Raw genomic sequence first — 23,599 nt, 5'->3', positions numbered from 1 at the left:
GAATCAGGCCTCGCCGGCTACTCGGGACATCACGCGTCGACGGCGACCGGCGCGCCGGCTGCCTCGAGGGTGTTCGCGGTGATGTCGCCGCGCTCGGCGAGCCAGCGCTCGGCGTCGATCGCCGCGGAGGCACCGGTGCCCGCCGCGGTGATGGCCTGGCGGTAGGTGTGGTCGACCAGGTCGCCCGCCGCGAAGACACCCTCGAGCGAGGTCACGGTGGTCGGCGACTGCACGCGGACGTAACCCTCGTCGTCGATGTCGACCTGGCCCTTGACCAGCTCGCTGCGGGGGTCGTGACCGATCGCGACGAACAGGCCGGTCACGGGCAGCGTCGACTGTTCGCCGGTGACGGTGTCGCGGACGACCAGACCGGTGACGCTGTTCTCGCCGACGACCTCGATAGGCTCCGCGTTGGTGACGAACCGGATCTTCTCGTTGGCCTTGGCGCGCTCGAGCATGATGCGGGAGGCGCGGAACTCCTCGCGGCGGTGCACCAGGGTGACCGAACGGGCGAACCGGGTCAGGAAGGTGGCCTCCTCCATCGCGGAGTCGCCGCCGCCGACGACCGCGATGTCCTGGTCCTTGAAGAAGAAGCCGTCGCAGGTCGCGCAGGCGCTGACGCCGCGGCCGAGCAGCCGCTCCTCCCCCTCGATGCCGAGGTAGCGGGCCGCGGCGCCCATCGCGAGCACGACAGCGTGTGCGTAGTAGGTCTCGCCGTTTGCGACGACCTTCTTGACCGGACCGGCCAGGTCGATCTCGTCGACGTCCTCGGTGCGGATGTCCGCGCCGAAGCGCTTGGCCTGCTCACGCATCTCGTCCATCAGGTCCGGGCCCATGATGCCCTCGCGGAAGCCCGGGAAGTTCTCCACCTCGGTGGTGGTCATCAGGGCGCCACCGAACTGGGTGCCCTCGAAGAGAAGGGGTTCGAGCTCCGCTCGAGCGGCGTAGACGCCTGCCGTGTATCCGGCGGGTCCGGAGCCGACGATGATGAGGTCGCGGACGGAGGTCGGAGTAGTCATGCGGGCCTTCCGAGGTAGTGGACGTTATGTGCGTCAACAACAGCCTAAGGGGTGTTGTTCCCGCTGTTCGTGGGTATGCCGCGGGCGGCGGCACGCTCGACGTACGGTGCGATCAGTTCCTCCGTGCGCCGGCGGACGGCCTCCGCGTCGGCACCCTTCTCCAGCTGACGGGTCGCGGCGTGCACCACCGCGTTGATCAGGTCCGCCATGGCGGCCGGGTCCTGCGCACCCAGTTCGGCGAGGGCGGCGGCCAGCGGGGCGATCAGCTGCCGGTGCATCGTGGCGCTGGACTCCGCGATCACATCACGGGGCGCGATCGAGGCGATGGCGGCGGCGATGGCGTGTTCGCCGTCCGCGACCAGATCGAGGTTCGCGCGCACATAGGCGAGCACCCGCCGGTCCGGGGCACCCGCCTCGGCCATCGCGGCCTCCACCCTCTCCGACCAGCGCGGGAAGGCGTCCTCGATCAGCGCGGTGAGCAGGTGCTGACGGGACCGGAAGTACTGGTACATGCTCGAGCGGGCCAGCCCGGCCCTGGCCGCGACCTCGGCAAACCCGGGGATCTCGGTGGCCCCCTCGGCGAGCACCTCCCGGGCGGCGTCGAGCAGCGCGCGCTCCTGGGCCTCGCGGTGTTCGGCGACGGTGGGCGCGGTGATCCGGGGCAACGGGTCTCCCTTCGCCCTGTGCGTCCGCTGCTGCGGGCCGTACATCAGCCGGTCACGATCTACGCCGGACATCGTAATCGTGCCGCTCCGGAGGCATGCGTCGACCGGCGACCCGGCCTCTCGCCGTCGCCTCCGTGCCCGCGTCTCTCCGCCGTCGTCGCGTCGATTTCCACCCTGTGATCTCTGTACAGGAGGCCCGTTTCGGGGGCATCCTGATCGTGAAGCCCGCTCGCAGGGTCACCGGAGGTTCGTCATTCCTTTCCACACCGCAGCTCGCGCATTGCTCGTCTCCATCGCCGCGATGGTTCTCACCGTCGCAGGCAGCGGCGGGGCGGGGGCGGCTGCGTCCGGCACCGCCCAGGCCCCGTCGACGCCCGCCCCGACCACCACCGAGCACGAGCCGGGGGCCGCCACTCGGTACGTGAGCAATCCCCCCGACAACCCCGGCGATCAGGCCTACTGCAACCTGCAGGCCGACCGGGCGAACGCCATGGCCGACAGCGATCCGACGAGTGCGAAGTGGATCGTCGAGTCCGCCAACTCCAACGGTTGCAAGATCGTCAAGGCCTGACGGCCCGCTCAACCGATCAGCTGTTGCGCTTCGCGCACCACGCAGCGGGTGCCCGTGTAGATGGTCGGCATGCACTTGTTGCAGTGGATGCAATGGCCCTCGGTCGCGGTCTCGTCGCGAAACCTGTTGACCAGATCGGGTTCTCGTAGCAGCGCCCGTGCCATCGCGACGAACTCGAACCCCTCGTCGAGGGCGCCGACGATGGTGTCCATCCGATTGATGCCCCCGAGCAGGATCAACGGCATCGACAGGATCTCTCGGAACTGCCGGGCGAACGGGAGGAAGAAGGCCTCCTCGAACGGGTAGGTCGGGAACAGGTGCGGCCCGTACACCTTGAGTCCGAGACCGACCAGCTTCGGTTGCGACGCAACGAATTCCGCCATCGGAACCTCACCACGGAAGAAATACATGCCGTTGAGGAGGGAGCTTCCGCCGGTCAGCTGCAACGCGTCGAGGTGCCCGTCGGATTCGAGCAGCTTTGCGATCTGCATGCTCTGGTCGAGCCACAGTCCCTTCGGCACCCCGTCGGACATGTTGAACTTCGCGGTCACTGCGACCTTGTCCCCCGCCGCGGCCCGGACCCGTTCGAGCACCTCGCGGGGGAACCTGGCCCGGTTCGCGACGCTGCCTCCGTAGCCGTCCTTGCGCTTGTTCAGGTTGGGGCTCATGAAGGAGCTCAGCAGGTAGTTGTGACCGAGGTGCACCTCGATGGCGTCGAACCCGGCCTCGACCGCGACCCTCGCCGATCGCTCGAAGTCCGCGGTCACCTCCGCCAGCTGGTCCGGCGTCGCGCCGCGCACCAGACCCATTGCGGGAGCGCTGATCCGGGTCGAGGGAGCGAGGGTGGGTCGCTTGTTCGACAGCGTGTTGGCGACGAGGCCGGCGTGGCCGATCTGGGCGGCGGCCAGCGCCCCCTCGGCGTGCACGGCGTCGGTGAGCCGGGTCAGGCCCGCCAGACTCGACTCGTCGAGGACCAGGGTGTTGCGGTGGACTCGGCCGCCCTCGGACACCGCGCAGTACGCCACCGTGGTGAGCGCCGCTCCCCCAGCGGCCACCGCTCGGTGGAACTCGATGAGCTCGTCCGAGACGGCCCCGCGTGGCATCACACCCTCGAAGGTGGCGGCCTTGATGATCCGGTTGCGCAGGGTGAGCGGGCCGAGCCGGGCGGGCTCGAAGACGCGCGTCGCGGCTGGCGTCTCGTTCGGGGAGGTCATGTCGGATCCTTGCGTCGCGGAATTACGATGCCACCGGCCTCGTAATAGGACACGGTATAGCCCCGAGGCCGGACATGGAAGAGAATTCGGGGCAATGACTAAAACCGGATCGGGTCGGCCGCGGGACCCACAGATCGATGCTGAGGTGCTCGCGGCCGCTCGCGAGCTGCTGGTCGACGTCGGATTCGACCAGCTCAGCATGCGCGCGATCGCCGCGAGGGCCGGGGTGAGCCGGGCGGCGATCGACCGTCGATGGGACTCGAAAGCGCAACTCGTGCTCGACGCGGTACTGGGCGTGACCCCGGACCTGACCCCGTTCGCGGGGGCCGATCGGGAGGGATGGATCAGATGGGTGGTGACCGGGAGTTCGGAGCTGTTCCGCAGGCCCGAGGTGCGGGAGGCGGTGCCGGGACTGCTCGCCACGTTGCGCGATCAGGAGGATCTGCGTAACACGCTGTGGCGGGGCTTCAGCGGTCCGAGCAGCGCGCTGTACGCCGAGTCCTCCGGTCCGGATGACCTGCTGGATGCGCGCGCCCTCCTGGTCCTCGGGGCAGGTGCGGCGCTGTTCCTGTCGCTGATCGCCGTCGAGGAGGACACCCCCGAGATGCGGGAGCGGGTGTTGCAGATCCTGCTGCCGGTCGCGCGGGGCGAGCAGGGGTGACCGCGCGGGCCGTCAGCCGATGTCGCTGCGCGCCAAGGTTTCCGGGCGCGATTCCGTGCACTCGGCACCGACCACCAGTGCGGTGATCTGAGGCGGTCGCGGACCCGCGAACAACATCAGGATGCCGCGGATCCCCCGGATCCGCACCGGGCCGGACCCGAGCAACGGGGTGGCCGGATCGACGCCGTTGGCGCGCAGACAACCGGCGAGCGCGTCGGGGCCGGACAACGGGCCGAGCGAGGACCGTCCCATCATGATGAGGGCGGCGCCGGGCGTCAGATCCGCACCCAGATCCGGCTCGTCGGTGCGGGGCAGGAACGGCTGGGCCATGGTCGGTGCCGGTGCTTCGGGATCTTCGTCGAACACCCCCGTACCGAGGGCGATGCCCCCTGCCAGCAGCAGGATCGCCGCGGCCGCGGCGGCGGGGATCCACGCTCGCCTGCGTCGGGGGTGCTCGGCGAGGGCCACCACGGGGACCGTGTCCACCAGGGCCGGGGCGCCCTCGGCTGCCAACGCCGCGTGAATTCGGTCGAGCACCTCCGGGGGCGCCGGGGGTGCGGGGGTGTTGTCCGCACGGAGCTCGGCGAGCCGGGTGCTGACCGAATCGAGGGCGGCGAGGACTTGTCGGGCCTGCGGGTCGCTCTCCACCGCGGCGCCGAGGCGTGCCTCGAACGGGGGGTCGAACAGCCCTGCGTGCAGGTCGGCGATCAGTTCGGGGTCGAAAGGGGGCTGCAGGAGCGCTTCATCACCCTGACCGACCATGTCACCTCCCTGCTGAGTCCTCGAGTCTTACGGGCACGTCATTATGATTAGACCCCTCAAGGATGGATTTGGTTCCGCTCATTCTGCAAATATTTCAACTGCTGGGCCAGCTTCAGCCGGGCCCGGGCGCAGCGGCTCTTGACGGTGCCCTCCGGAACCCCGAGTAGTGCCGCCGCCTCCGTGACCGAATACCCCTCCAGGTCGACCGCCACCACGGCGGCCCGCTGCTCGGGCGACAGGGTGAACAGGGCGGCGTCGATGGCCATCGCGGTCTCGCAGTCGTCCATCGGGTCGCGGGGTCGCGCCGGCTCCTGGTGGTCGTCCTCCAGTGGCACGGTCGGTCGGGCCCGGTTGCGGCGGATCCGATCGAGACACGCATTCACCACGATCCGGTGCAGCCAGCTGCGCACGGCGGCATCCGCCCGGAACGACGCCGCCGTCCGGTGGGCGGACAGCAACGCCTCTTGGAGCGCGTCAGCCGCGTCTTCCGGCGTGTAGCTGGTCCGCTTCGCCGTCTGCCACAAATGGTCCTGATGTCTGCTCAACAACTCCGCAAACGCGCGTGCGTCCCCCGACGCGTGCGCTGCCAGGAGCTCGGCATCAGACATGCCAGCCCCGGCGACCCCCCTATAGATTCGCACGAGAAATGCTAACCGACCGTAAGGTCTGGAGTCACTCCGAGGGCTGAAGCGACGTTCAGGGGGCCTTCGTGAAGCCGATCTCCGCGAGCGAGGACTGGTTCTTTCCGCCCTCGCTCGCCAGCTTGGTGATCCACACCAGGACCTTGCCGGTCTTGCCCTCGGCGGTCACCGGAATCGTGGTGACGCCCTTCCCGAGGACCGCCGCACCGATCACCTGGGTCTGGTCGAGGGTGGGGTTCGCCGTTGCGGCGGTGCGGATCTCGACGGAGGTGCCCGCGCTCGGCGAGTTGATCGAGACCTCGCGCAGCGCGCTCGGCTCGGCCAGGTCGATCATCAGGCCGACACCGTTCTTGAAGGTGGGGAACTGGTCGAAGTAGCCGTCAGTGGTCCACGCGGTGGCCGGGTTGCCGTCGATCGCCTGCTTCGCCGTTGCCGGGTTGTCCGGTGAGCCCTGCGGCGAGTACACGGCGGCGCCCGCGGGCACCACCGATGCCCCCGCGGGGACGGGCCCGGGTTCGGCGGTCGCCGACACGGAGGCCTCGGACGGGGCGGTCGTGAGGCCGAAGTTCTGGTCCGTCAGCGGTTCGCTGGAGCCGCCGCCCGCCAGGAAGTTGGCCAGCCACCAGCCGACCAGGGCCAACACGACGACGGTGAGGACACCGAGCGCGGACAGCGCGATGATCATCTTGTTGTCCTTGGCCCGCTTCGCCTCGGCCTCCTCGGGATCGAGAAGGGCGCGGCTGGTCGCCCCAGCGGGGCGCTGGCCGAGTCGCAGTGCGGGCATGAGGTCGGTCTTCTGGTCCACCACGGACGCCTGGTCCAGCACGTGCTGGACGGTCGCGGCCGTGCGGATCCCGCCGCCCTGCTCGAGGGCGCGGACGGCGACGGCGGAGATCTCGAACGGAACCTCGGGCCGGAGGCGTCGCGGCTCGACCGGCAGTCCGTCGTCGCCGCGGTCAGCCAGCCTCATCCCGCCCACGGTGCCTGCCGCGTGCGGCGTGCGGGGGTCGGTGCCCGTCTGGGGGGCCGCCGCCGGGCTACCGGACTCGGGCGCCGGTGCCGGCTCGCCGAGCGGCCACCGTGCGGTGATCAACGCGTACAGCATGGCGCCGAGTCCGCGCACGTCCGAGCTGGGATCGGCGTCGGCCAGGGTGGCGGGGAAGGCGAGCACAGCGTCGCCACCCGCGGAGATCCGGATCCGGTCCGGATGGTCGATCGACAGCGATCCGCCGCCGCGATGGGCTGCCTCCGCCGCCGAGGCGAGCGCACGGATCGCCCTGGCCGCGCCGATCGGAGACGGTTCGGTCTCGGCCATCTCCCGCAGCGACCGTCCGGGCGTCCACTCCGCGACGACGATGCCGCCCGAGCTGCCGCGGACCACGTCCAGGACCCGGGCGAGGCCGGGCGAGTTGATCCGACCGAGCCGCAGGGTGCGCGACAGGACCGCCTGCGGTCCCTCCGACTCGGACGTCGAGGAACTCGCGCGCTGGTCGGCGTCGACGAAGGTCAGTGCGACCTCGCGATCGAGCTTGATGTCGTGGGCCTGCCAGAACTTGAGTCCGCGGGCACCGCCGTGCGGGGCGAGGAGGCGGTAGCGCCCGCCCGCCACCGAGGCACCGGGGATCAGCTTGGGGCCACGCGTGGGCTTGGCCGTCCCGGTGGAGTCGCCGCCCACCCGCAGCGGGGGCAGTGTCGGCGAACCGATCGGGATGACACCGGTGTCGACGGTCAGGTCGCGCTCGGGGCGCTCCACCGCCGGCTTGTCGGCCTTGGCGGCAGCCTTGGCCCCATCGCCGTCCGGGGTCACCGTGGTGGGCCCGTCGTCCGTTGCCTCGATCTTCCGCGGGGCCGATTCGGGCACGGACGCCTTAACAGCGGACACGCCGGACTGGCCGTCGGCAACGTTCTCGTCGCTCACCCTCACTCCTTCGCGCATTAGTCCCGAAATCTCTCCTGTTGAGAACTGGTCCCCAGACCGCCGTGGATCAGCGTACGGGAGTGCAATCCCGCCGCTGAGGGGTATCTGAGCACCATCGATGACGGGGATCAACTCCGTCTCTGCCTCATAGAGTGGCACGACCTTCGGCGTATCGACGCGCGATTCCGGCGCCGACCGACCGAGAAGTCTGTTCACCACACGCCCCACCGCCACCGTGCCCGCGACCACCTCGGGCACCCGGGCGATACGCAGCAGCCCGAATGTCAGTCCGAGCATGATGACCGCGCCGATACCGACCTGGACGAAGGCACCCGGCCCGCCGAACCGGTCGCCGAGGCGGTCGAGTCGCAGCAGCTCCTCGGCCGTCAGCATCGTGATCCCGCCCGCCACCGAGGCGACGACGACCAGGAACGCGGTCTTGCCGACGTTCGCCATCCGCAGGTTACCGAGGCTCCGCCGGAGCAGGTATCCGCCGATCAGCGCGCCAACGGTGAAGCCGAGGCCGTTCGCGACGCCGAGCAGGCTGACGACCTGCTCGTCGCTGGTGGCCACCACCGGCGCCAGCATCGAGAGCCCGACCTTCACCCCGGTGATGCCGAGGATGATCCAGGTCGGTGTCCAGGCCTGCTCGCGGGCGTAGAACACCCGCAGGTGGATGAGGACGAGGGCGTACGGGATCAGGGTGAACGCGGACCAGCTCACGGCGTGTCCGAGCCGCTCGGCGTCGGCCTCACCGAAGTTGCCGTAGCCGAACAGGGCATGGCCGACCTGCGGGCCCGCGAAGGTGAGGAACACCACCACCGGCACCAGCGACACCATCGTCAACCGGGTCGAGACGGACAGGTCGTCGACGACCGCCGGGGTGTCCTCCGCGGCCGCATTGCGACTGAGCCGCGGCATGATCGCGGTGAGCACCGTCACGCCGAGGATGCCGTACGGCAGCTGCAGCAACAGCCAGGCCTGCTGATAGATCACCGGGCCAGCCGCGTCCGCCGCTGCGGCGATCCGGGTGCCGATGCTGAAGCCGATCTGGCTGATCAGGACGTACAGGACGATGGCGACGCCCATCCCGGCGAACATCTTCAGCCTGGCGTCGATCCCCCACAGCGGCTTCAGGCTGATGCCCTCGCGCCGGATGGCGGGCAGCAGGGTCGCGGCCTGGGTCACCACGCCGAGCGTCACGCCCAGCCCGAGCAACAGCACGCGCCCGGTGGTCATCTCGTCGGAACCGCGGGTGACCAGCCAGAAGACCGCGAGCACGCACAGCACAACGAGGTTGTTGAGCACCGGCGCCCACGCGCCGGGCTTGAACACGCCCCTCGTGTTGAGCAGCGCGGTCAACAGGGCCGACAGTCCGTAGAAGAGGATCGCGGGCAGCAGCAGGTAGGCGAACGAGGTGGACAGTTCGGCATCGACCTTGCCGTCCTCCGGGAGGAAGATCCGGGTCAGCAGCGGTGCAGCGACGACCGCGATCACCGAGGCGACGCCGAGGATCAGGCAGGTGATGGTGAACAGCCTGCGCACGAAGGCCGCGCCGCCGTCGTCGTCCTCCTTCTCGGCACGCACCAGGACCGGCACCACGATCGCGGTCAGCACCGCGCCGAGGACCAGTTCCGAGATCATGGTCGGCAGCTGGCTGGCCACGGTGAACGAGCTGGCGGTCGCGGCGCCGAGCACGGTCAGCAGCAACACCTGCTTGAGGAAGCCGGTGATCCGGCTGACCAGGGTGGCCACCGCGATGGAGCCGGTGGACGCGAGAAGACGGGAGTTCGAGTTCGAGGCCGAGCTCTGCTCCTGCGGCTCCTGCTCGGGAGTCGGCGCCGGATCCGGCGCTGGAGCCGCAGGCCTGTTGACGGCCGGGCCGGCCACGGGCTGTGTGGGCGGTCCCCCGCGCTGATGCGGGGGCGGCGGCAGGTAGCGCTGCGGGGCGGCCCGCGGCGGCGCGGGCTGCGGTCGGTAGGTCTGAGGCTGGGCGGGGCGGAACGGGCGCGGCTGGCCCGGCGGGAACGGCGGCTGCGGCCGGGGTGGTCCGGAGGGCGGCGGCATGCGTCCGGCCTGGTCAGGCGGCGGTACCGGCCGCGGTTCGGCGGGTCCGTGCGGTGCCGGGTTGGCCCGCTCCCACGGGGCGGGCGGCGCCGGTTCGGGTTGCTGAGGGGCCGGATTCTGGGGTCGCTGCGCGGGCTCCGCGCCCGGATTCTGGGGTCGCCCGCTTGGGTCCGCTCCCGTGCCCGGTGGGCGACGCGTGCTCCCCGTCATCGAGCTTCGTACCCTTCATCCGCTGGGTCTGGCTGACCCCGGAATCGGTGCCACAGGCGCCGTCCCGCAAGTAGCAACAGTAGTGCGCCCGCGCAGGCGGTGATGATCGCCAGCGCCTTGCCGTACGCGTTCGTCCGGATCGACACCGAGGTCGGCTCGCCCAGTTCACGGCCGTTCGTGGTGGTCAGCGCGACATCGACCACCAGCTTGCCGACGTTCTCGACGGTCGCCGGCACCTGCAGCGTCCGGCTGCCGCGCGGCGGCAGCTGCTGATCGCCGATGTCGGTGACCGTCATCTCCGGCGGCGCCGAGATCTGCAGCCGCACGTTGATCCCCACCGGCAGGTCGTTGCGCGCGACCAACAGCAGCGGGCTCTGCTCCGAGGCGAGGGTGTAGGCGCCGCCGGGGGGAAGCACCGTCACCGACGCGTAGATCTCGGTCAGCGCCTTCTCGACGTCGCTGACCCGGGTCTCGGCGGCGGCCGTCGCGGCGCCCCGGTCCCGGTCGCGTCTCCCGGACGTGCTCAGCGCCCGCAGCAGGTCCTCGCTCAGCGGCGCGGTGTAGCCGCGCGGGGTCAGCGCCGACTGCGGATCGTTCACCAGCGTCTCGGTGAGCGCATTGATCTCGGGGGCCACCGCGGCGGCTCCGGTCTGCACCCGCTCGGGCGCGCCGTCCTTAGCGGCCTGCGCCGGATAGTCGAGGTCGACCGGCGACTGTGCGGTCGGTCGATCGAGCAGGTCGGCGAGCGGGCGCGGGTTGGCCAGCCCCGAACGCATCAGGGTCGACACCGTCGAGAGGACGGTGCGCGCCTCGTCACCGTTCACAGACCAGTTCTGCGGCGGCACCACGAGCAGGCCGTGGTCCGCGTTCGGGGTGGCGTTCGGCGGCGGCGTCAGTGCCGGCCAGGCGATCGCGCCGAGTGCGTCCTGGAGTCGGGCGGTCCGCGAGTCGTCGGACAGGTCGTATCGAACATCCGCCGGGGTGTACGTGGGTGTCTGCGGGGTGGCACCGACGGCGGCGAGGGCGGTGGCCGCGGGCACATCGAACAGCGCCGCGGACAGCGGTCGATCGGCGGTTGTCCCGGCCAACGGCACCGTCGACCGCGTGGTCTCCTCGGCCACCGCGTTGTCGGCCAGCAGCGCGGTCGGACCGAGCCCCCGGAGACCCGCCGCCTCGGGGTTGAGCACACCCGAGTCCGGCCAGGTCAGGCCACGGCGCGAGGTGATCCCCAATATGCCGTCGACGATCCCCGCCGGTGCCGACAGGGCTCGCTCCACCAGCGTCGGGTCGTCGGTCTTCTGCAACGCCGCGAGATCGACCTGCGCGAACGGCACTGCGGTCGTGCACAGTCGGGAAGACAGCGATCTCAACCGTTCGAGCCACTCGGTGGCCGGGGTCTGTCCGGTCCCCTCGTGTGCGGGGCCGTTCGGATCCGAGGGATCGTCGACCACCAGGTATCCCCTGGTCATGTTGCTCACGGTGATCAGCAGATCCGGGTCGACGGCCAGGCACATGCTGTTGGCGAGCTTGTGGTCGCGGTCGACGCTGTCCCCGGTGGCGAACTCGGCGGCGGCGAGCAACTGCTCGAGCCGCCCTCCGTCCGCCAGCGAGTCCGCCAGGTCGTCGTCGACGAGTCGGACCTTTTCGTCCGAGGATCCCGGGATGCCGGACGCGAGCCGGGGCTTGTCGGCGAACGGCCACATCAGGGTGATGGCCACGGGGTCGGTGATGCTCGGCGGGACCGCCGCCGCGTCGGGGCGATCGGCGCCGCGGATGCTGGGGTCGCGCGGGAGCCCGAGCACCGGCAGCAGGAATCGGGCGTCGTCGAGCCGGGCCTGGCCGCCGTACTCGGGTGTGCCGTTGACGTTGACCAGCAGGGGGTACACCCCGGGCTCTGTGATGCCGAGCGACACCGAGGAGGCCGACCGCAGCGGCATCGCAAGGGTGAACCGGCTGGACTGCCCCACCTGCAGCTTCTCGGTGACGGTGGTGAACTCCCCGACCGTGTCGTAGGCCTCCTGGTCGGCCGTGAGCATGGACCTGAGCTGCTCGGACTCCGAGACGGCCGGTGCGGCCTGGAGCCGCACCTTCACGTCGTGGACGGGACGATCGCCGACGTTGCTGACCGAACCGGTGACCGTGACTAACGGTTCGCTGGAGGTGGTGACGGCCGTCGGGGTCACCTTGTCGATCGTCAGGCTCACGAACTCGCGCTCGTCGGTGTTCGACCGCACCCCTGAGGACGCGGGTTCGGTGGCAGCGGACTCGGCGCCGCTGTCGGGTCCGTGTGTGGGTGCGGCGGCGGCAACCGCGGCACCCATCGGGGCGGCGGCCAACGCCAAGGCGGACAGGGTCGTCACAGCAAAGCGACGCAGGGTGGCCCTCATCCGTTCTCTCGGGACGCTTCGCCGGTAGCGGACGCCATCTGGTCGATCAGCTCCCCCGCGACTCCCGCGAGCCGGCGTTCGTCGGCGTAGGCGAGACGGGACTCCAACTCGGCCAACGGAACCCACGCCACCTCGGTCACCTCGACGTCGGCGTCGGAGAGCTCGCCGCCCTGGAACCGGAGCAGATAGTGGTGCACGGTCTTGTGGACGCGCCTGCCCTCGGTCACGAACCAGTAGTCGATGCTGCCCAGTTCGGCGAGCACCGTGCCCTGGATCCCGGTCTCCTCCGCCACCTCACGCATCGCCGTCTGCTCGGCGGTCTCGCCCTGCTCGATGTGCCCCTTGGGCAGTGACCAGAGCAGCCGTCCCCGCCGGTCGGTCCGACCGATCAGCGCGGCGCACTGCTCGTCGCGGGGGCCGTCGAGGCCGTCGACCACGAGTCCGCCCGCCGACGTTTCGCGGACCGTACGCATGCGCGTGTTCGAGCGGTCGCCGTGCCCACTTCGTCGCCGCGGGTTGCGGCGACTGCGATTCGCGCGTTCGGCAGCAGACACCCAATCAATACTAGTTGCCCAGCGGGACCTGCCCCGAATCCCACACCGGCCGAGCGGCAAGCCGTCCCCCGCGCGTCGGTAAGCTGCGTACTCGTGGTTTCCCCTACTCCCGACGCCGATCGACGTGCCCGACTCCTCAAGGATGCCTCCGTGACCCTGCGGGGCCTCGCGGACGTGCTGACCCCCTTGGGTGCGCGGTTCGCCGCCGCCGGGCACGAGCTGTACCTGGTTGGCGGCAGCGTGCGGGACGCGGTGCTCGGCAGACTGGGCACCGATCTGGACTTCACCACCGACGCGCGGCCGGAGCAGGTGCAGGCAATCCTCAAGGGCTGGGCCGACAACCAGTGGGACACCGGCATCGCGTTCGGGACGATCAGCGCCGCCAAGGGTGATCAGCAGATCGAGATCACCACCTTCCGCACCGATGCCTACGACGGGGTCACCAGGAACCCGGAGGTCGTGTACGGCACCAGCCTCGAGGAGGACCTGGTCCGCCGCGACTTCACGGTCAACGCGATGGCCGTCCGTATCGGCGCGGACGGATCGCAGGAATTCACCGATCCGCTCGGCGGCATGGACGCACTGCTCGACGGCGTGCTCGACACCCCCGCCGCGCCGGAGATCTCGTTCAACGACGACCCCCTCCGCATGCTGCGGGCCGCCCGGTTCGTCTCGCAGCTCGGCTTCGCCCTTGCGCCCCGGGTGCATCAGGCGATCGTGGAGATGGCCGGACAGATCGACCGGATCACGGCCGAGCGGGTGCGTGCCGAACTCGACAAACTGATCCTCGGCGAGTTCGCGATCGACGGCATCAACGTGATGTGCGAGACCGGACTGGCAGCCCGGGTCATCCCCGAGATCCCGAAGATGAAGCTGGAGATCGACGAGCACCACCAGCACAAGGACGTCTATCAGCATTCGCTCACCGTGCTGCAGCAGGCGATCGACCTCGAGGACGGCGACCCGGACCTGGTGCTGCGCTGGGCCGCGCTGCTGCACGACATCGGCAAGCCGGACACCAAACGCAACGAGCCTGCGGGCGGGGTCAGCTTCCACCACCACGAGGTGGTCGGGGCCAAGATGGTGCGCAAGCGGATGCGCGCGCTCAAGTACTCCAAGCAGATGATCGACGATGTCGGCCAGCTGGTGTTCCTGCACCTGCGTTTCCACGGCTACGGCGAGGGGCAGTGGACCGATTCCGCTGTCCGCCGCTACGTCACCGACGCAGGCGAACTGCTGCCGCGCCTGCACAAGCTCGTCCGCGCGGACTGCACCACCAGGAACAAGCGTCGCGCGGCGAAGCTGCAGGCCACCTACGACGACCTCGAGCAGCGGATCGCTCGGATCGCCGAGCAGGAGGACCTGGGCCGGGTCCGGCCCGACCTGGACGGCAACGCGATCATGAAGCTGCTCGGCATCCCCGCCGGGCCCGAGGTCGGCAAGGCATGGACCTTCCTGAAGGAACTGCGCCTGGACCGCGGCCCGCTCAGTCCGGAAGAGGCCGAGGCCGAGCTGCTCGCGTGGTGGGCACAGCAGCAGTAACCGCTATCCGATCAGCCGGAGCAGCTGAGTCAGATCGAACGAGCTGCTCAGCATCGGGATCTCGAGGGTGAAGCGGACGACGTGGCCGTCGCGGGTGGCGCGGACGTTGCGGGCGTCGTTGGGCAGTGGCGGCAACGGGATGACCGGCGCGGGCAGATAGCGCCCCGGCACCGGGACCCCCCGCCAGCGGGCCCGGATCACCTCGATGCGCAGCACGTCGTCGGCGATCGAGGCGTCGACGAGGGCGGTCAGTCGGCGGTGCCGGTGCTCGGCGCGGATCAGTCCGGATTCCTCGGCGAACAGGATCCAGTCGAGGTTGCTCTGGAGATTGACCTGCGCCAACAGCGCCGACAGCGCGACGCGGCCCTCCAGATCGATCTGTGCGGTCCGGACCCGGGTCGGCGCGCCCGGCACGAGCCGAACCCCGTTGGCGACCGCCGTCACCTCCTCCAACGCATGCCCGCCCCAGTCGATGCCCGTGAGCCGGGCCCGTGACTCGAAATGCGCGCCCTGACGTCGCACGCGAAACGAACCCAGCCGGGCCGTGACCGGCACGCCCTGCAGGGTGACGGTGACCTCCCGCCCGACGTACCGCCGCGCGATGCCGAGGCTGAGCGCGGTCATCACACTGTCGGGGACCAGCGCCGTCATCGTGCCCGCGCCGAGGGTCGCCACCGGGTCGACCCAGGAGGTGGTGATCGACGACAACGACCATCCCGTGCCCATGACAGGCAACGATAGGCCTCAGCGCAGCCTCGCGTGCATCAGATAGACGTTGTAGCTGTCCCACTCCGACATGGTGAAGTACACATCGTCGGCGGTGGACCACGGATGCAGGAAGCCGCCGTACAGGTCCGGGTAGTCGGCGCTGCTCACCAGCGGGACTCCCGCCGACCACGCGCCCTGCGGGCTGTTCGCCTGACGCAGCACGATGGTCTCGGCCGGTGCGTCCAGGTAGCTCATCTGCCACAGGTCGCGGGACCCGTCGTAGCGCACCGACACCTCCGAGGCCACACCGTCGAGGATGGGTGTGGGCGAATGCTCGCCGATCGGGGTCCAGGTCCCGTCGACCCAGTATTGGTAGGCCGACTTGTCGAGCACGTCGTCGGTGGCGACCCGGGCGAGGGCGATGGTGCCGAGCCGCCCGTTCGGGGTGCCGAACATGTAGACGTGGTCACCGGCAGGGACCATGCTCGTGACCTGGAATTGGTTCATCCCGAAGATGTTCTCCCACTTGGCATACGGGTCCTTGGTCCAGGTCTGGCCGCCGTCGTCCGAGTAGGCGATGCCGCCGTGGTTCGTGTACCACCTGCCGGGGACCATGCTCCAGCGCCGGACCGACATGTAGCTCATGTACTGCCGGTCGCCGATCGCGAAGCCGGAGGTCGGGATGGTCGTGGTCTCCCAATTCTTGACCTTGCGGCTGCCGAGCAGTTCGGCGGCGTGGCATGCGCTGTCCTGCACCATGGAGTCGAGGGTCAGGCCGTCGGAGAGGTCGCGGTCGGTGCTGTGCCCCAACACATTCGAGCGCCAGTCCTGGCCGTTCGCGCCCGGTGGTGCCCAACCCCGGCCGAAGGTGTCGCCGAACGCGATGGCCACCTCGCCCGGCCTGCTCTCCCACATGATGCCGAGGTCGGTGCCGTTGACCTGCCACCGCTTGTCGGTGCGGTTGATCGAACCGGGGCCGGTCAGCTGGGCCACCAGGGTCACCTCGTCGACCGTCGGTGCCGCGGCGGGGGTGCCGACCGGTCCCGGCTCCCATGGTGGGAACCGCGGGACCGGCGGCGGAGGCGGCGGCAGGCCGGGCCCGGGGATCGGGATGGGGATCGGTTCGGGGTCGGGGGCGATGGAGAACCGCGGTATCGACGATCCCCACGAGCCCGAACCCGAGGAGGAGGAACCGGACTCGGACGAGCCCGCGGGACCGGGTCCGGGCTGCTCGGGCGCGGTGTCGGTGATGTCCGGGCACGGATCGGCGCACGGGTCCGCGGGCAGCGGGGCCTGTGGGATGCGGGTCAGGTCCTGCGGCGGGTCGGGCACAGGGACCGGGACTATCTGGGGCCAGGGCACCTTGATGTCGATGCCGGGCGGCTCGGCGGACTCGTCCTTGGCGGACGGGTCGAAACCGGTCTCCCCGCAGGCGTTGGTGGGCGCGGGCGCCCCCGTCGCGGTCGCCGGGGCGAGCACCGAGCCGGAGGCGGCGAGGGTGAGCACGAGCAGTGGTGCGCTCAGGCGACGGATCACGAAGCCCCCTTAGGCCTTCCCGATCGCCCACCGCCTCCGGACCGGCCACCGCGATCGTTGAGATGAATTTAGCAGTGGCCAACGACTCGCCGAGGGATTGATTAAGTGACCACTCAATGTATTATTGGCCACTCCGAGTACCAGGAGGACAGATGCGCACAGTCGACGTTGCCGCCAGGGCGGCCAAGCGGACCGCCCTGATGGACGCCGCGGCGCGGTGTTTCGCCGAGCGCGGCTACAGCGCCACCAGGACGGCGGACATCTGTTCGGGCGCGGGCATGAGTTCGGGCAATCTCTTCCACTACTTCCCCACCAAGCACGATGTGCTGCTCGCCCTCGTCGAACGCGACGGCGAGCAGACAAGCGAGGCGATGACCGATCTCGCGCAAGCCGGTGACCCCATGGCCGCGCTGCTTTCGCTCCTCGACGAGATCTGCGGGCTCGCGGGCGATCCGGTGTACTCCGGTCTCGCGCTGGAGATCTCGGCCGTCGCGCATCGCGACGAGGAGGTCGCGGCCCGGTTCAAGGCGAACGACCTCACCTTCCGGTGCGGGCTGGCGACGCTGGTGGAACGGGCCGGGGATGCCGGTCAGCTGTCCACCGATCTCACCCCGGAGCACGCCGCGACCTGGCTGGCCGCGCTCGTCGACGGCATGTTCGCCCGCGTGGCCGCCGACCCGGATTTCGATCCCTCGGCCCAGGCCCCGATCCTGCGCCGGATCGTCACCCAACTCCTCGTGGGCGGTCCCGAGTGAGCGTGCGCACCGGCACCGTTTCCGTACCGGTCGCTCCCGACCGGCTCCGCAATGTCGATGCGCTGCGCGGGTTCGCGCTGTTCGGCATCCTTGCAGTCAACATCTGGGCCTTCGCCGATCCCTACTACGCCTCGCCGGAATCGAACCCGGCGTTCGATTCCGGGCTCGATCACGTCGTCCGGTTCACGGTCTCGCTGCTCTTCGAGACCAAGTTCTACCTGCTGTTCTCGTTCCTGTTCGGTTACAGCTTCACGCTGCAGATGGCGGCCGCCGAGCGGGCAGGAACGGCCTTCCTCCCGCGGATGCTGCGCAGGCAGAGCGGGCTGCTCGCCATCGGCCTCGTACACGGGGCCGTCCTCTACTACGGCGAGATCCTGTCCACCTACGCGATTCTCGGCCTGATCCTGTTGGCGTGCAGGCACATATCGCCCCGCCGTGCCGTGCAGATCGGCGTCGGACTGGTGGCGGCGGTGGGCGTGGTGTGGATGCTCCTCGGGCTGCTGACGCTCGCGGAAGGCGGGGGCGAGGGCGTCGCCGCATCGGATGCGGCGGTCAAGCTGACGGCCTTCGGCGGTGACGCGGCCGCGACCCTCGGCTTCCATTCCGGGCACCTGCCGGAGACCATCTCGGCTCTGGTGGCCCTGCAGGCACCGAGCGCGATGGCCATGTTCTTCTTCGGATTCGCCGCCGGCCGGGTGCAGGCGTTCGCGGACCCGGACCGCTTTCGGCCGCTGATGCGGCGGATCCTGGTCTTCGGGTTGCCGGTCGGGCTGATCGGCGCGCTCGCCTACGCGCTGGCCGCGGCCTACGCGCCCGGCGGCGGCGTGGAGACCTTCGCGTTCGGGCTCGGGCAGCTGACGGCGCCGATGCTCACCGCGTCCTACGTCGTGGCAGGGGTGATGCTGTTCCGTACCGCCCCGGGCAGGCGGATCGAGTCGGCACTGGCCCCGATGGGCACGATCGCGCTCACCAACTACCTGCTCCAGTCGCTGGTGCTGGGCGTGCTGTTCACCGGCTACGGGTTCGGCCTGATCGACCGGATGCCACCGCTTGCGGTCCTGACGGCCGTGCCGGCGATCTTCGCGACCCAGCTCGTCCTCAGCCGCTGGTGGCTGCGCGGGCACAGGTACGGTCCGGCGGAGTGGGCGCTGCGCGCGATCACCATCGCGGGCATCCCGCCCTGGCGGCGTCGTGGCTAGCGGGTCGCCGTCGCCCCGCCGCCGACGGCTTCGCCGCGGCGTTGGCGGCCTCGCGGCGCTCCTGGCCCTCGTCCTGATCGGCGGGTTGGCGGTCGTCGCGGGCAACAGCTACGCGCTCCGCGAGGAGCGGGTCACGATCTCGACCGCCGCGGGCGCGCTCCGCGGCGTCCTCGCCCTCCCCCGCGATGCGGAGGGGCCGGTCGGACTCGTCGTCTTCGTGCACGGGGACGGGCCGGTGGAGGCGACCAGCGAGGGGTTCTATCGGCCCATCTGGGAGGCCCTGGCCGAGGCCGGCTACGCGTCGCTGTCCATGAGCAAGCCCGGAGTCGGCGGCTCCCAAGGCAATTGGCTCGAACAGTCCCTCCACGACCGTGCCGTCGAGGCCGGGGCGATGATCGACTGGGCGCTCGATCGCCCCGAGATCGACCCGCGGCGTATCGGGCTCTGGGGAGCGAGTCAGGGCGGCTGGGTCCTGCCCGAGGTCGCCGTCGACCGGCCGGAGGTGTCCTTCGTCATCGCGGTTTCACCGGCGGTCAACTGGCTCGACCAGGGCCGGTACAACCTGCTGGCCGAACTCGGTGCCACCGGTGCCGGCGAAGCCGAACGTCGGGCCGCGATCGCCGAGAGCGACGCGGTCCGCGCCCTCCTGAATCGGGGCGCCCCCTACGAGGAGTATCTCGAGGCGTCGGCCGACGACGAGCCCATGGACCGCGACCGCTGGGGCTTCGTCCTGCGCAACCACACCGCCGACGCGACGGCCGCGCTCGGGGAACTCGGGCGCAGGGACATCCCGGTGCTGCTCGTCCTCGGCGAGGATGACCGCAACGTCGACGTCGGCGACACCAAGCGCGCCTACGAGCGTCTGCTCGGCGCCCGGCTCACCACGGCGCGTTTTCCCGGCGCCGCGCACACCCTCGCCCGGTCCGGCGTCGAGGAATCGGAGCTGTGGGGAGTCCTGGTCGGCACGTTCGCGCCGCGCCAGGTCTTCGTGCCCGGATATCTCGACGCCCAGCGCGACTTCCTCGCCGGCCTGCCATGACCCACCGCTCCCACCTCTCGTCAGTCCCCGACCAGGTCCATGCGGAGGAACTCGCTGATGCGGAGCAGCCTCGGTGGGCGGGCCACGTCGTCCGAGAGGGCCTGGAACGCCTCGGCCTCCTCGACCAGGCGTGGCGCGGCGAGATCGACCTCCCGCCCATCGACTCGGAGCCGCGCACCGTCGGCCGCCAGGACGTTCTGCACCCAGTCCGAGCGCGATCCGTACACCAGAACGAACAGGTAGCCGCCGTCGACGGGAAAGGCGTCGAGCGGTGTGCGGTAGGTGGCGCCGGAGGTGCGACCCACGTGGGTCAGCACCGGCCACTTCCCGCCCGCGATCGCGCGAGGGTTGAACACCCGCTTGTTGATGTGCCCCCACCACCTCGGCATCGGCATCGGGTTCTCCTTCCCTCGTTCGGTTGATTCCCGGCGGGAGTCCTTACAGATGTAAGGCTGACTTACGCCTGTAAGCTTGTCAACATTTCCGCACCCTGGAGTTGAGCCCTCGTGTCACCATCACCGCAGCCGCCACGGCAACCACTCAGCCGAGATCTCGTGTTGGAGGCCGCGATCCGGGTCGCGGATCGTGGTGGCGTGGAGGCGATCACGATGCGCCGGGTGGCGCAGGAACTCGGAGTGGAGGCGATGTCGCTCTACCACCATGTGCCGAACAAGGACGCGATCCTCGACGGTGTGGTCGACGCGGTGTTCGCGGCGATCGCACTACCCGATGCCCGGTGCGACGACTGGCGCGACGCGATCCGGGTCCGCGCTTCCTCCGCGCGCACTGTCCTGTCACAGCACAGTTGGGCCCTCGGCCTCATGGACTCCCGTCGCAACCCGGGTCCGGCGACGCTACGCCATCACGACGCAGTCCTCGGCGTCCTCCGGGAGGCCGGATTCACGCTGCCGATGGCCGCGCACGCCGTCTCGCTGGTCGACAGCTATATCGGCGGGTTCGTCCTCCAAGAGGCGAACCTGCCGGTGACGACGCCGGGCGATGTCGAGGAAGTGGCGGGCAGCATCCTCGAGCAGCTCCCTGCGGCCGAGTTGCCGTACCTCACCGAGATGATCGTCGACCACGCCCTGCAGCCGGGCTACGACCACACGAGCGAGTTCGGCTACGGCCTGGACCTCATCCTGGACGCGCTCGAGGCCAGGAGGTAGCGCGCAGGAAGTCGCGGTCGGAACCGGCGTCGCCGCTCGCGCGTCCAACACGTATGGGACTGGTGGAGTACTCGTTCGGCACCGGCGAGGGCGCGCCGCGGGACTGGGTGTCCGAGGCGGACCTGGACCTCGGCGGCATCGGGGCCGCGGACGCGGTGAGCCTCGACTTCGACGGCGACGGTCTGCTCGACGACGCGATGTGGGACAGCGACGGGGACGGGGGCGCGGATCGTTCGGTGCTGGACGTGGGTGACGAGGGTCGGTACTTCGAGGACGCCTCGGGTACCGGGGTCTGGGACCTCGAGGTCCCGCCGCCTCCCGCCGAGGCCGGGCACGAGCTGCGCTGGACGGACCCCGGGGGCGTGGACCGTAGAGTGCCGGGCGGCGAGGACGCGCTGCCGGTGGAGGTCGACCTCGACCTCGACGGTGCCCCCGACATCGCGGTGATCGACACCGACGGGGACTCGCTGGTCGACGTCACCCTGCTCCGGTCGGGCCCGGGCGGCCCCTACGCCGCGATCGAGGTCGACGAGCGGTTCGACGGGGCGGCGGACGTGACGCTGTCCGATACTGACGGCGACGGCCGGCTGGACACAGTCGTCCGCGGTTCCGGTTGATCGCGGGCGCTCAGCGTGGCGCCCGACGCAGCGAGTTCGCCGCAACCCCCGCCAGGCCGAGCCCGTACACCGCGGCCCCGGCGAAGACGAGTCCCGGTGAGTGCCCGTCGGGGGCGACCACCGTCGCCGCGGCGGCCAGCGCGCCGATGAACGCCATGTTGAACACGGTGTCCTGCAACGCGAACACCTGCCCGCGCCGGGCGTCGTCGATGTCGATCTGCATCGCCGCGTCCCCGGTGAGCTTGATCGTCTGCCCGGCGAGGCCGAGCAGGAACGCGCCGACCAGCAGCATCGGCTGGGTGAGCCCGGAGATCACCCCCAGTTGCACGGCGGTCGCGAACACCAGCGCGCCCACGACAGTCGGGGACCTGCCGATGCGTGGGATGAGAAACGGGGTGACGGCCGCGGCGAGCAGCATGCCCGCCGCCGCGGCGCCGACCGCGACCCCGAATCCGGCGAACCCGCCCGGCAGCGCGCCCGCATACGAGGGATCCCGGAGGATCAGCACCATGATCAGCGTGTTGATCCCGAACACGATGCGGTGCACGCCGATTCCGATCATCGCGGTGGTGACGCCGGGGGCGCCCCACACGGCGGTGGCCCCGGTGCGCAGGCCTGCCAGCACCGCCCGGACGGCGTCGAGGCCGGTCGGACCCGCATCGGCGAGGTCGCCGGTCGGTCCGAGGCGGTGCGCGGCGAAGCCGACCGCGGCGAGGGCGCCGATCGCGGAACCGACGGAGGCGATGGCGACCGTGAGGCCGGAGCCCCGATCCCCCTCGCCTAGCACTCCGAGGAGCGCGACCGCCGTCCCGGCCCCCGCGGCGGACACCCCGGCCCCCGCGGTCGCCAGCACGGAATTCGTTGACACCAGCCAGGATTGGCGCACCACGTTCGGCAGTGACGCCGAGACCCCCGCCAGCACGAAGCGGCTGACCCCGACCGCGGCGAGCGCGAGCAGCAGCAACGGGGTCTGAGGTCCGCCGGTCAGGAGCACGGCCGCGGCCGCCAGGATCAGGCCGCCGCGCAGCAGGTTCGCCCACATCAGGACGGCGCGCCGGTCCCATCGGTCGAGCAGGGCGCCGGCGAAGGGGCCGACCAGCGAGTAGGGCAGCAGCAGGACCGCGAACCCCGCGGCGATCGCGATGGGATCGGTCTCCCGTTCGGGGTTGAACAGGATGGCGCCGCCGAGCGCGGCCTGGAAGAGCCCGTCGCCGAACTGGCTCGCGAAGCGGACGGTGGTGAGTCGGCCGAGTCCGGGTGACCGGCGCAGCATGGAGCGCAGGCCGCCGTGCTCGCGCGTCGGGTCGGTCGGGGTCGGATCGGGTGGCGTCGACTCCCCCGGCGTCGCGCTTCCCGGCGTCGAGTTCACCACCAGCTGACCCTATCGCGGCGCCGGCGCGAGCTCCCGTGTGCGCCACCACGCGACGGTGGCGGCGGCCGCATCGGCCAGTGGGGTCGGCGCCAGCCCCAGCAGTCGCTCGCTGCGGCCGGAGTCCAGCACGAACGGTCGCTCGAACTGGTACAGCATCTCCGCCAGTTCGCGGCTGTCGCGGTGAACGAGTCCGGCGCCGCGGAGCAGCCAGCCGGGCAGCACGCCGGTCTTCGGGTCAGGCACGCCCGCCGCCGAGGCGTAGGCGTGCACCATCGCGCGCTGGGTGATCGCGGGGCCGGTCGGCGCGTGCAGGACCGAGTTCCACAGCGAGGGGTCGGCGGCCGCGGCGATCATGGCCGCCGCGAGGTCCGGCACGTAGGTGAACGAGTGTGGGGTGTCGAGGCCACCCATGACGCGAACGGTCTTGCCCGACAGAATGATCGGCACCATTCGTTCGCCCGCATGCGCCATCAGCACCCGCGGCCCGAAGAAGTCGGAGGCGGCCACGCTGACGGTGGCGGTGTCCGAGGCCTCGCGCTGGCGCAGCAGTTCGGTGCGGATGCCCAGCTTGCCGTCACGGGCCTCGCGCGGGGTGTCCTCGGTGATGGGACCGTCGACATGCCCGTAGGAGTACAGGCTCTCCGGGCACACCACGACTGCCCCTGCCCGGCCGGCGGCGGCGAGCACGGCCCGCTCTGTGGAGGGCAGCTCGCGACGCCAGGCCTCGGCCGAGTACGCCGAGCCGTGGGTGCAGTGGAACACCGCCGCGGCGCCCTCGAGAGCGGCGTCGAGCGCGCCAGGCACGGAGACGTCGACGCGGAGCCGCTCCACGTTGGGGCGCTCGGGTCCGGAACCGGACCTGGTCAGCACGCGGACCCGGTGTCCCTGTGCCGCCAACTGGTCGGCGACCGTCCATCCGACGGGTCCCGCGCCGGTCACTACCTGCACTGTCGACATCGCAATCACTCCTTGGTGTGGTTTCGGATATTCGAGAGC

The 23,599-nt window shown here is 70.6% G+C and carries 21 protein-coding genes; 8 read left to right on the top strand and 13 right to left on the bottom strand.

Features of this window, described 5'->3' with window-relative positions:
- Positions 1–29 precede the first annotated feature (29 nt).
- Both trxB and ABIC28_RS07585 read right to left on the bottom strand, forming a co-directional pair.
- On the bottom strand, positions 30–1,019 hold the full coding sequence (gene trxB, locus ABIC28_RS07590; RefSeq protein WP_354578232.1) for a thioredoxin-disulfide reductase: 990 nt from the start codon (positions 1,017–1,019) through the stop codon (positions 30–32).
- A 44-nt stretch (positions 1,020–1,063) separates the two neighbouring features.
- On the bottom strand, positions 1,064–1,684 hold the full coding sequence (locus ABIC28_RS07585) for a TetR/AcrR family transcriptional regulator (protein WP_097210910.1): 621 nt from the start codon (positions 1,682–1,684) through the stop codon (positions 1,064–1,066).
- Positions 1,685–1,985: 301 nt separating this feature from the next.
- On the opposite strand from ABIC28_RS07585, the gene ABIC28_RS07580 reads away from it, so the two are divergent.
- Positions 1,986–2,255: a hypothetical protein gene (locus tag ABIC28_RS07580; protein WP_354578230.1), complete on the top strand. Its 270-nt coding sequence runs from the start codon at positions 1,986–1,988 to the stop codon at positions 2,253–2,255.
- Between the two features lie 8 nt (positions 2,256–2,263).
- Here the strand turns inward: ABIC28_RS07580 and nox are convergent, their stop codons facing one another.
- The gene (gene nox / locus ABIC28_RS07575) at positions 2,264–3,469 is read right to left on the bottom strand and encodes a 4,4'-dithiodibutanoate disulfide reductase (protein WP_097210759.1); all 1,206 of its coding nucleotides are present in this window, start codon (positions 3,467–3,469) and stop codon (positions 2,264–2,266) included.
- 94 nt (positions 3,470–3,563) lie between these two features.
- On the opposite strand from nox, the gene ABIC28_RS07570 reads away from it, so the two are divergent.
- Positions 3,564–4,130, top strand: coding sequence for a TetR/AcrR family transcriptional regulator (locus ABIC28_RS07570; protein ID WP_097210760.1), 567 nt, complete (start codon positions 3,564–3,566; stop codon positions 4,128–4,130).
- Positions 4,131–4,142: 12 nt separating this feature from the next.
- Here ABIC28_RS07570 and ABIC28_RS07565 read toward each other — a convergent pair whose 3' ends face one another.
- From ABIC28_RS07565 to ABIC28_RS07545, 5 genes are all read right to left on the bottom strand, one after another.
- Positions 4,143–4,892: an RsmA family anti-sigma factor gene (locus ABIC28_RS07565; RefSeq protein ID WP_209927997.1), complete on the bottom strand. Its 750-nt coding sequence runs from the start codon at positions 4,890–4,892 to the stop codon at positions 4,143–4,145.
- 56 nt (positions 4,893–4,948) lie between these two features.
- The gene (sigM, locus tag ABIC28_RS07560; RefSeq protein ID WP_097210762.1) at positions 4,949–5,533 is read right to left on the bottom strand and encodes an RNA polymerase sigma factor SigM; all 585 of its coding nucleotides are present in this window, start codon (positions 5,531–5,533) and stop codon (positions 4,949–4,951) included.
- Positions 5,534–5,588: 55 nt separating this feature from the next.
- Entirely contained in the window at positions 5,589–9,518 is a 3,930-nt protein-coding gene (gene murJ / locus ABIC28_RS07555; RefSeq protein ID WP_354578226.1) for a murein biosynthesis integral membrane protein MurJ, read from the bottom strand.
- 206 nt (positions 9,519–9,724) lie between these two features.
- Entirely contained in the window at positions 9,725–12,115 is a 2,391-nt protein-coding gene (locus ABIC28_RS07550; protein ID WP_354578224.1) for a glycoprotein, read from the bottom strand.
- Positions 12,112–12,669 (bottom strand): NUDIX hydrolase, encoded by a 558-nt coding sequence (locus ABIC28_RS07545; protein WP_097210765.1) that lies wholly within the window; start codon positions 12,667–12,669, stop codon positions 12,112–12,114. The genes ABIC28_RS07550 and ABIC28_RS07545 overlap by 4 nt, the downstream gene beginning before the upstream one ends.
- Before the next feature lie 93 nt (positions 12,670–12,762).
- Between ABIC28_RS07545 and ABIC28_RS07540 the strand changes: the two genes are divergently transcribed.
- Positions 12,763–14,211: a CCA tRNA nucleotidyltransferase gene (locus ABIC28_RS07540; protein ID WP_209928001.1), complete on the top strand. Its 1,449-nt coding sequence runs from the start codon at positions 12,763–12,765 to the stop codon at positions 14,209–14,211.
- A gap of 3 nt (positions 14,212–14,214) precedes the next feature.
- Here the strand turns inward: ABIC28_RS07540 and ABIC28_RS07535 are convergent, their stop codons facing one another.
- Together ABIC28_RS07535 and ABIC28_RS07530 are read right to left on the bottom strand one after the other, a co-directional pair.
- Positions 14,215–14,937: a hypothetical protein gene (locus ABIC28_RS07535; protein WP_097210767.1), complete on the bottom strand. Its 723-nt coding sequence runs from the start codon at positions 14,935–14,937 to the stop codon at positions 14,215–14,217.
- Positions 14,938–14,955: 18 nt separating this feature from the next.
- Positions 14,956–16,455: a glycoside hydrolase family 183 protein gene (locus tag ABIC28_RS07530; protein ID WP_502944996.1), complete on the bottom strand. Its 1,500-nt coding sequence runs from the start codon at positions 16,453–16,455 to the stop codon at positions 14,956–14,958.
- Between the two features lie 152 nt (positions 16,456–16,607).
- Here ABIC28_RS07530 and ABIC28_RS07525 point away from each other — a divergent pair, with 152 nt between their 5' ends.
- From ABIC28_RS07525 to ABIC28_RS07515, 3 genes are read left to right on the top strand one after another with little or no spacing between them, the layout of a single operon-like run.
- Complete coding sequence (locus tag ABIC28_RS07525) at positions 16,608–17,210, top strand: TetR/AcrR family transcriptional regulator (RefSeq protein WP_209928004.1); 603 nt, start codon at positions 16,608–16,610, stop codon at positions 17,208–17,210.
- Complete coding sequence (locus ABIC28_RS07520; protein ID WP_209928007.1) at positions 17,207–18,409, top strand: DUF418 domain-containing protein; 1,203 nt, start codon at positions 17,207–17,209, stop codon at positions 18,407–18,409. The genes ABIC28_RS07525 and ABIC28_RS07520 overlap by 4 nt, the downstream gene beginning before the upstream one ends.
- Complete coding sequence (locus ABIC28_RS07515) at positions 18,402–19,448, top strand: alpha/beta hydrolase family protein (RefSeq protein ID WP_354578220.1); 1,047 nt, start codon at positions 18,402–18,404, stop codon at positions 19,446–19,448. Before ABIC28_RS07520 ends, ABIC28_RS07515 begins: the two co-directional genes overlap by 8 nt.
- Positions 19,449–19,468: 20 nt before the next feature.
- On the opposite strand, the gene ABIC28_RS07510 is transcribed toward ABIC28_RS07515, so the two are convergent.
- Entirely contained in the window at positions 19,469–19,843 is a 375-nt protein-coding gene (locus ABIC28_RS07510; protein WP_097210771.1) for a nitroreductase family deazaflavin-dependent oxidoreductase, read from the bottom strand.
- 111 nt (positions 19,844–19,954) lie between these two features.
- Between ABIC28_RS07510 and ABIC28_RS07505 the strand changes: the two genes are divergently transcribed.
- Both ABIC28_RS07505 and ABIC28_RS07500 read left to right on the top strand, forming a co-directional pair.
- On the top strand, positions 19,955–20,614 hold the full coding sequence (locus tag ABIC28_RS07505; RefSeq protein WP_257017167.1) for a TetR/AcrR family transcriptional regulator: 660 nt from the start codon (positions 19,955–19,957) through the stop codon (positions 20,612–20,614).
- Between the two features lie 53 nt (positions 20,615–20,667).
- Positions 20,668–21,231, top strand: coding sequence for a hypothetical protein (locus ABIC28_RS07500; protein ID WP_097210773.1), 564 nt, complete (start codon positions 20,668–20,670; stop codon positions 21,229–21,231).
- 10 nt (positions 21,232–21,241) lie between these two features.
- Here ABIC28_RS07500 and ABIC28_RS07495 read toward each other — a convergent pair whose 3' ends face one another.
- Together ABIC28_RS07495 and ABIC28_RS07490 are read right to left on the bottom strand one after the other, a co-directional pair.
- Positions 21,242–22,504, bottom strand: a complete 1,263-nt coding sequence (locus tag ABIC28_RS07495; RefSeq protein WP_097210774.1) for an MFS transporter — start codon at positions 22,502–22,504, stop codon at positions 21,242–21,244.
- Positions 22,505–22,612: 108 nt separating this feature from the next.
- Positions 22,613–23,560, bottom strand: a complete 948-nt coding sequence (locus ABIC28_RS07490; RefSeq protein WP_097210775.1) for an NAD-dependent epimerase/dehydratase family protein — start codon at positions 23,558–23,560, stop codon at positions 22,613–22,615.
- Positions 23,561–23,599: the final 39 nt, after the last annotated feature.

The sequence above is a fragment of the Rhodococcus sp. PvR044 genome (genome assembly GCF_040548995.1).
Taxonomy (GTDB): Bacteria; Actinomycetota; Actinomycetes; order Mycobacteriales; family Mycobacteriaceae; genus Rhodococcus_G; species Rhodococcus_G oryzae.
This window is presented reverse-complemented; position numbering and strand designations above follow the sequence as displayed.

Excerpts from the sequence above, each read along its gene's own strand:
- trxB (WP_354578232.1), bottom strand. The coding sequence starts at position 1,019 with ATGACTACTCCGACCTCCGTCCGCGACCTCATCATCGTCGGCTCCGGA.
- ABIC28_RS07580 (WP_354578230.1), top strand. The coding sequence starts at position 1,986 with ATGGTTCTCACCGTCGCAGGCAGCGGCGGGGCGGGGGCGGCTGCGTCC.
- nox (WP_097210759.1), bottom strand. The coding sequence starts at position 3,469 with ATGACCTCCCCGAACGAGACGCCAGCCGCGACGCGCGTCTTCGAGCCC.
- ABIC28_RS07570 (WP_097210760.1), top strand. The coding sequence starts at position 3,564 with ATGACTAAAACCGGATCGGGTCGGCCGCGGGACCCACAGATCGATGCT.
- ABIC28_RS07565 (WP_209927997.1), bottom strand. The coding sequence starts at position 4,892 with ATGGTCGGTCAGGGTGATGAAGCGCTCCTGCAGCCCCCTTTCGACCCC.
- murJ (WP_354578226.1), bottom strand. The coding sequence starts at position 9,518 with ATGCCGCCGCCCTCCGGACCACCCCGGCCGCAGCCGCCGTTCCCGCCG.
- ABIC28_RS07550 (WP_354578224.1), bottom strand. The coding sequence starts at position 12,115 with ATGAGGGCCACCCTGCGTCGCTTTGCTGTGACGACCCTGTCCGCCTTG.
- ABIC28_RS07535 (WP_097210767.1), bottom strand. The coding sequence starts at position 14,937 with ATGGGCACGGGATGGTCGTTGTCGTCGATCACCACCTCCTGGGTCGAC.
- ABIC28_RS07525 (WP_209928004.1), top strand. The coding sequence starts at position 16,608 with ATGCGCACAGTCGACGTTGCCGCCAGGGCGGCCAAGCGGACCGCCCTG.
- ABIC28_RS07510 (WP_097210771.1), bottom strand. The coding sequence starts at position 19,843 with ATGCCGATGCCGAGGTGGTGGGGGCACATCAACAAGCGGGTGTTCAAC.
- ABIC28_RS07500 (WP_097210773.1), top strand. The coding sequence starts at position 20,668 with ATGGGACTGGTGGAGTACTCGTTCGGCACCGGCGAGGGCGCGCCGCGG.
- ABIC28_RS07495 (WP_097210774.1), bottom strand. The coding sequence starts at position 22,504 with ATGCTGCGCCGGTCACCCGGACTCGGCCGACTCACCACCGTCCGCTTC.
- ABIC28_RS07490 (WP_097210775.1), bottom strand. The coding sequence starts at position 23,560 with ATGTCGACAGTGCAGGTAGTGACCGGCGCGGGACCCGTCGGATGGACG.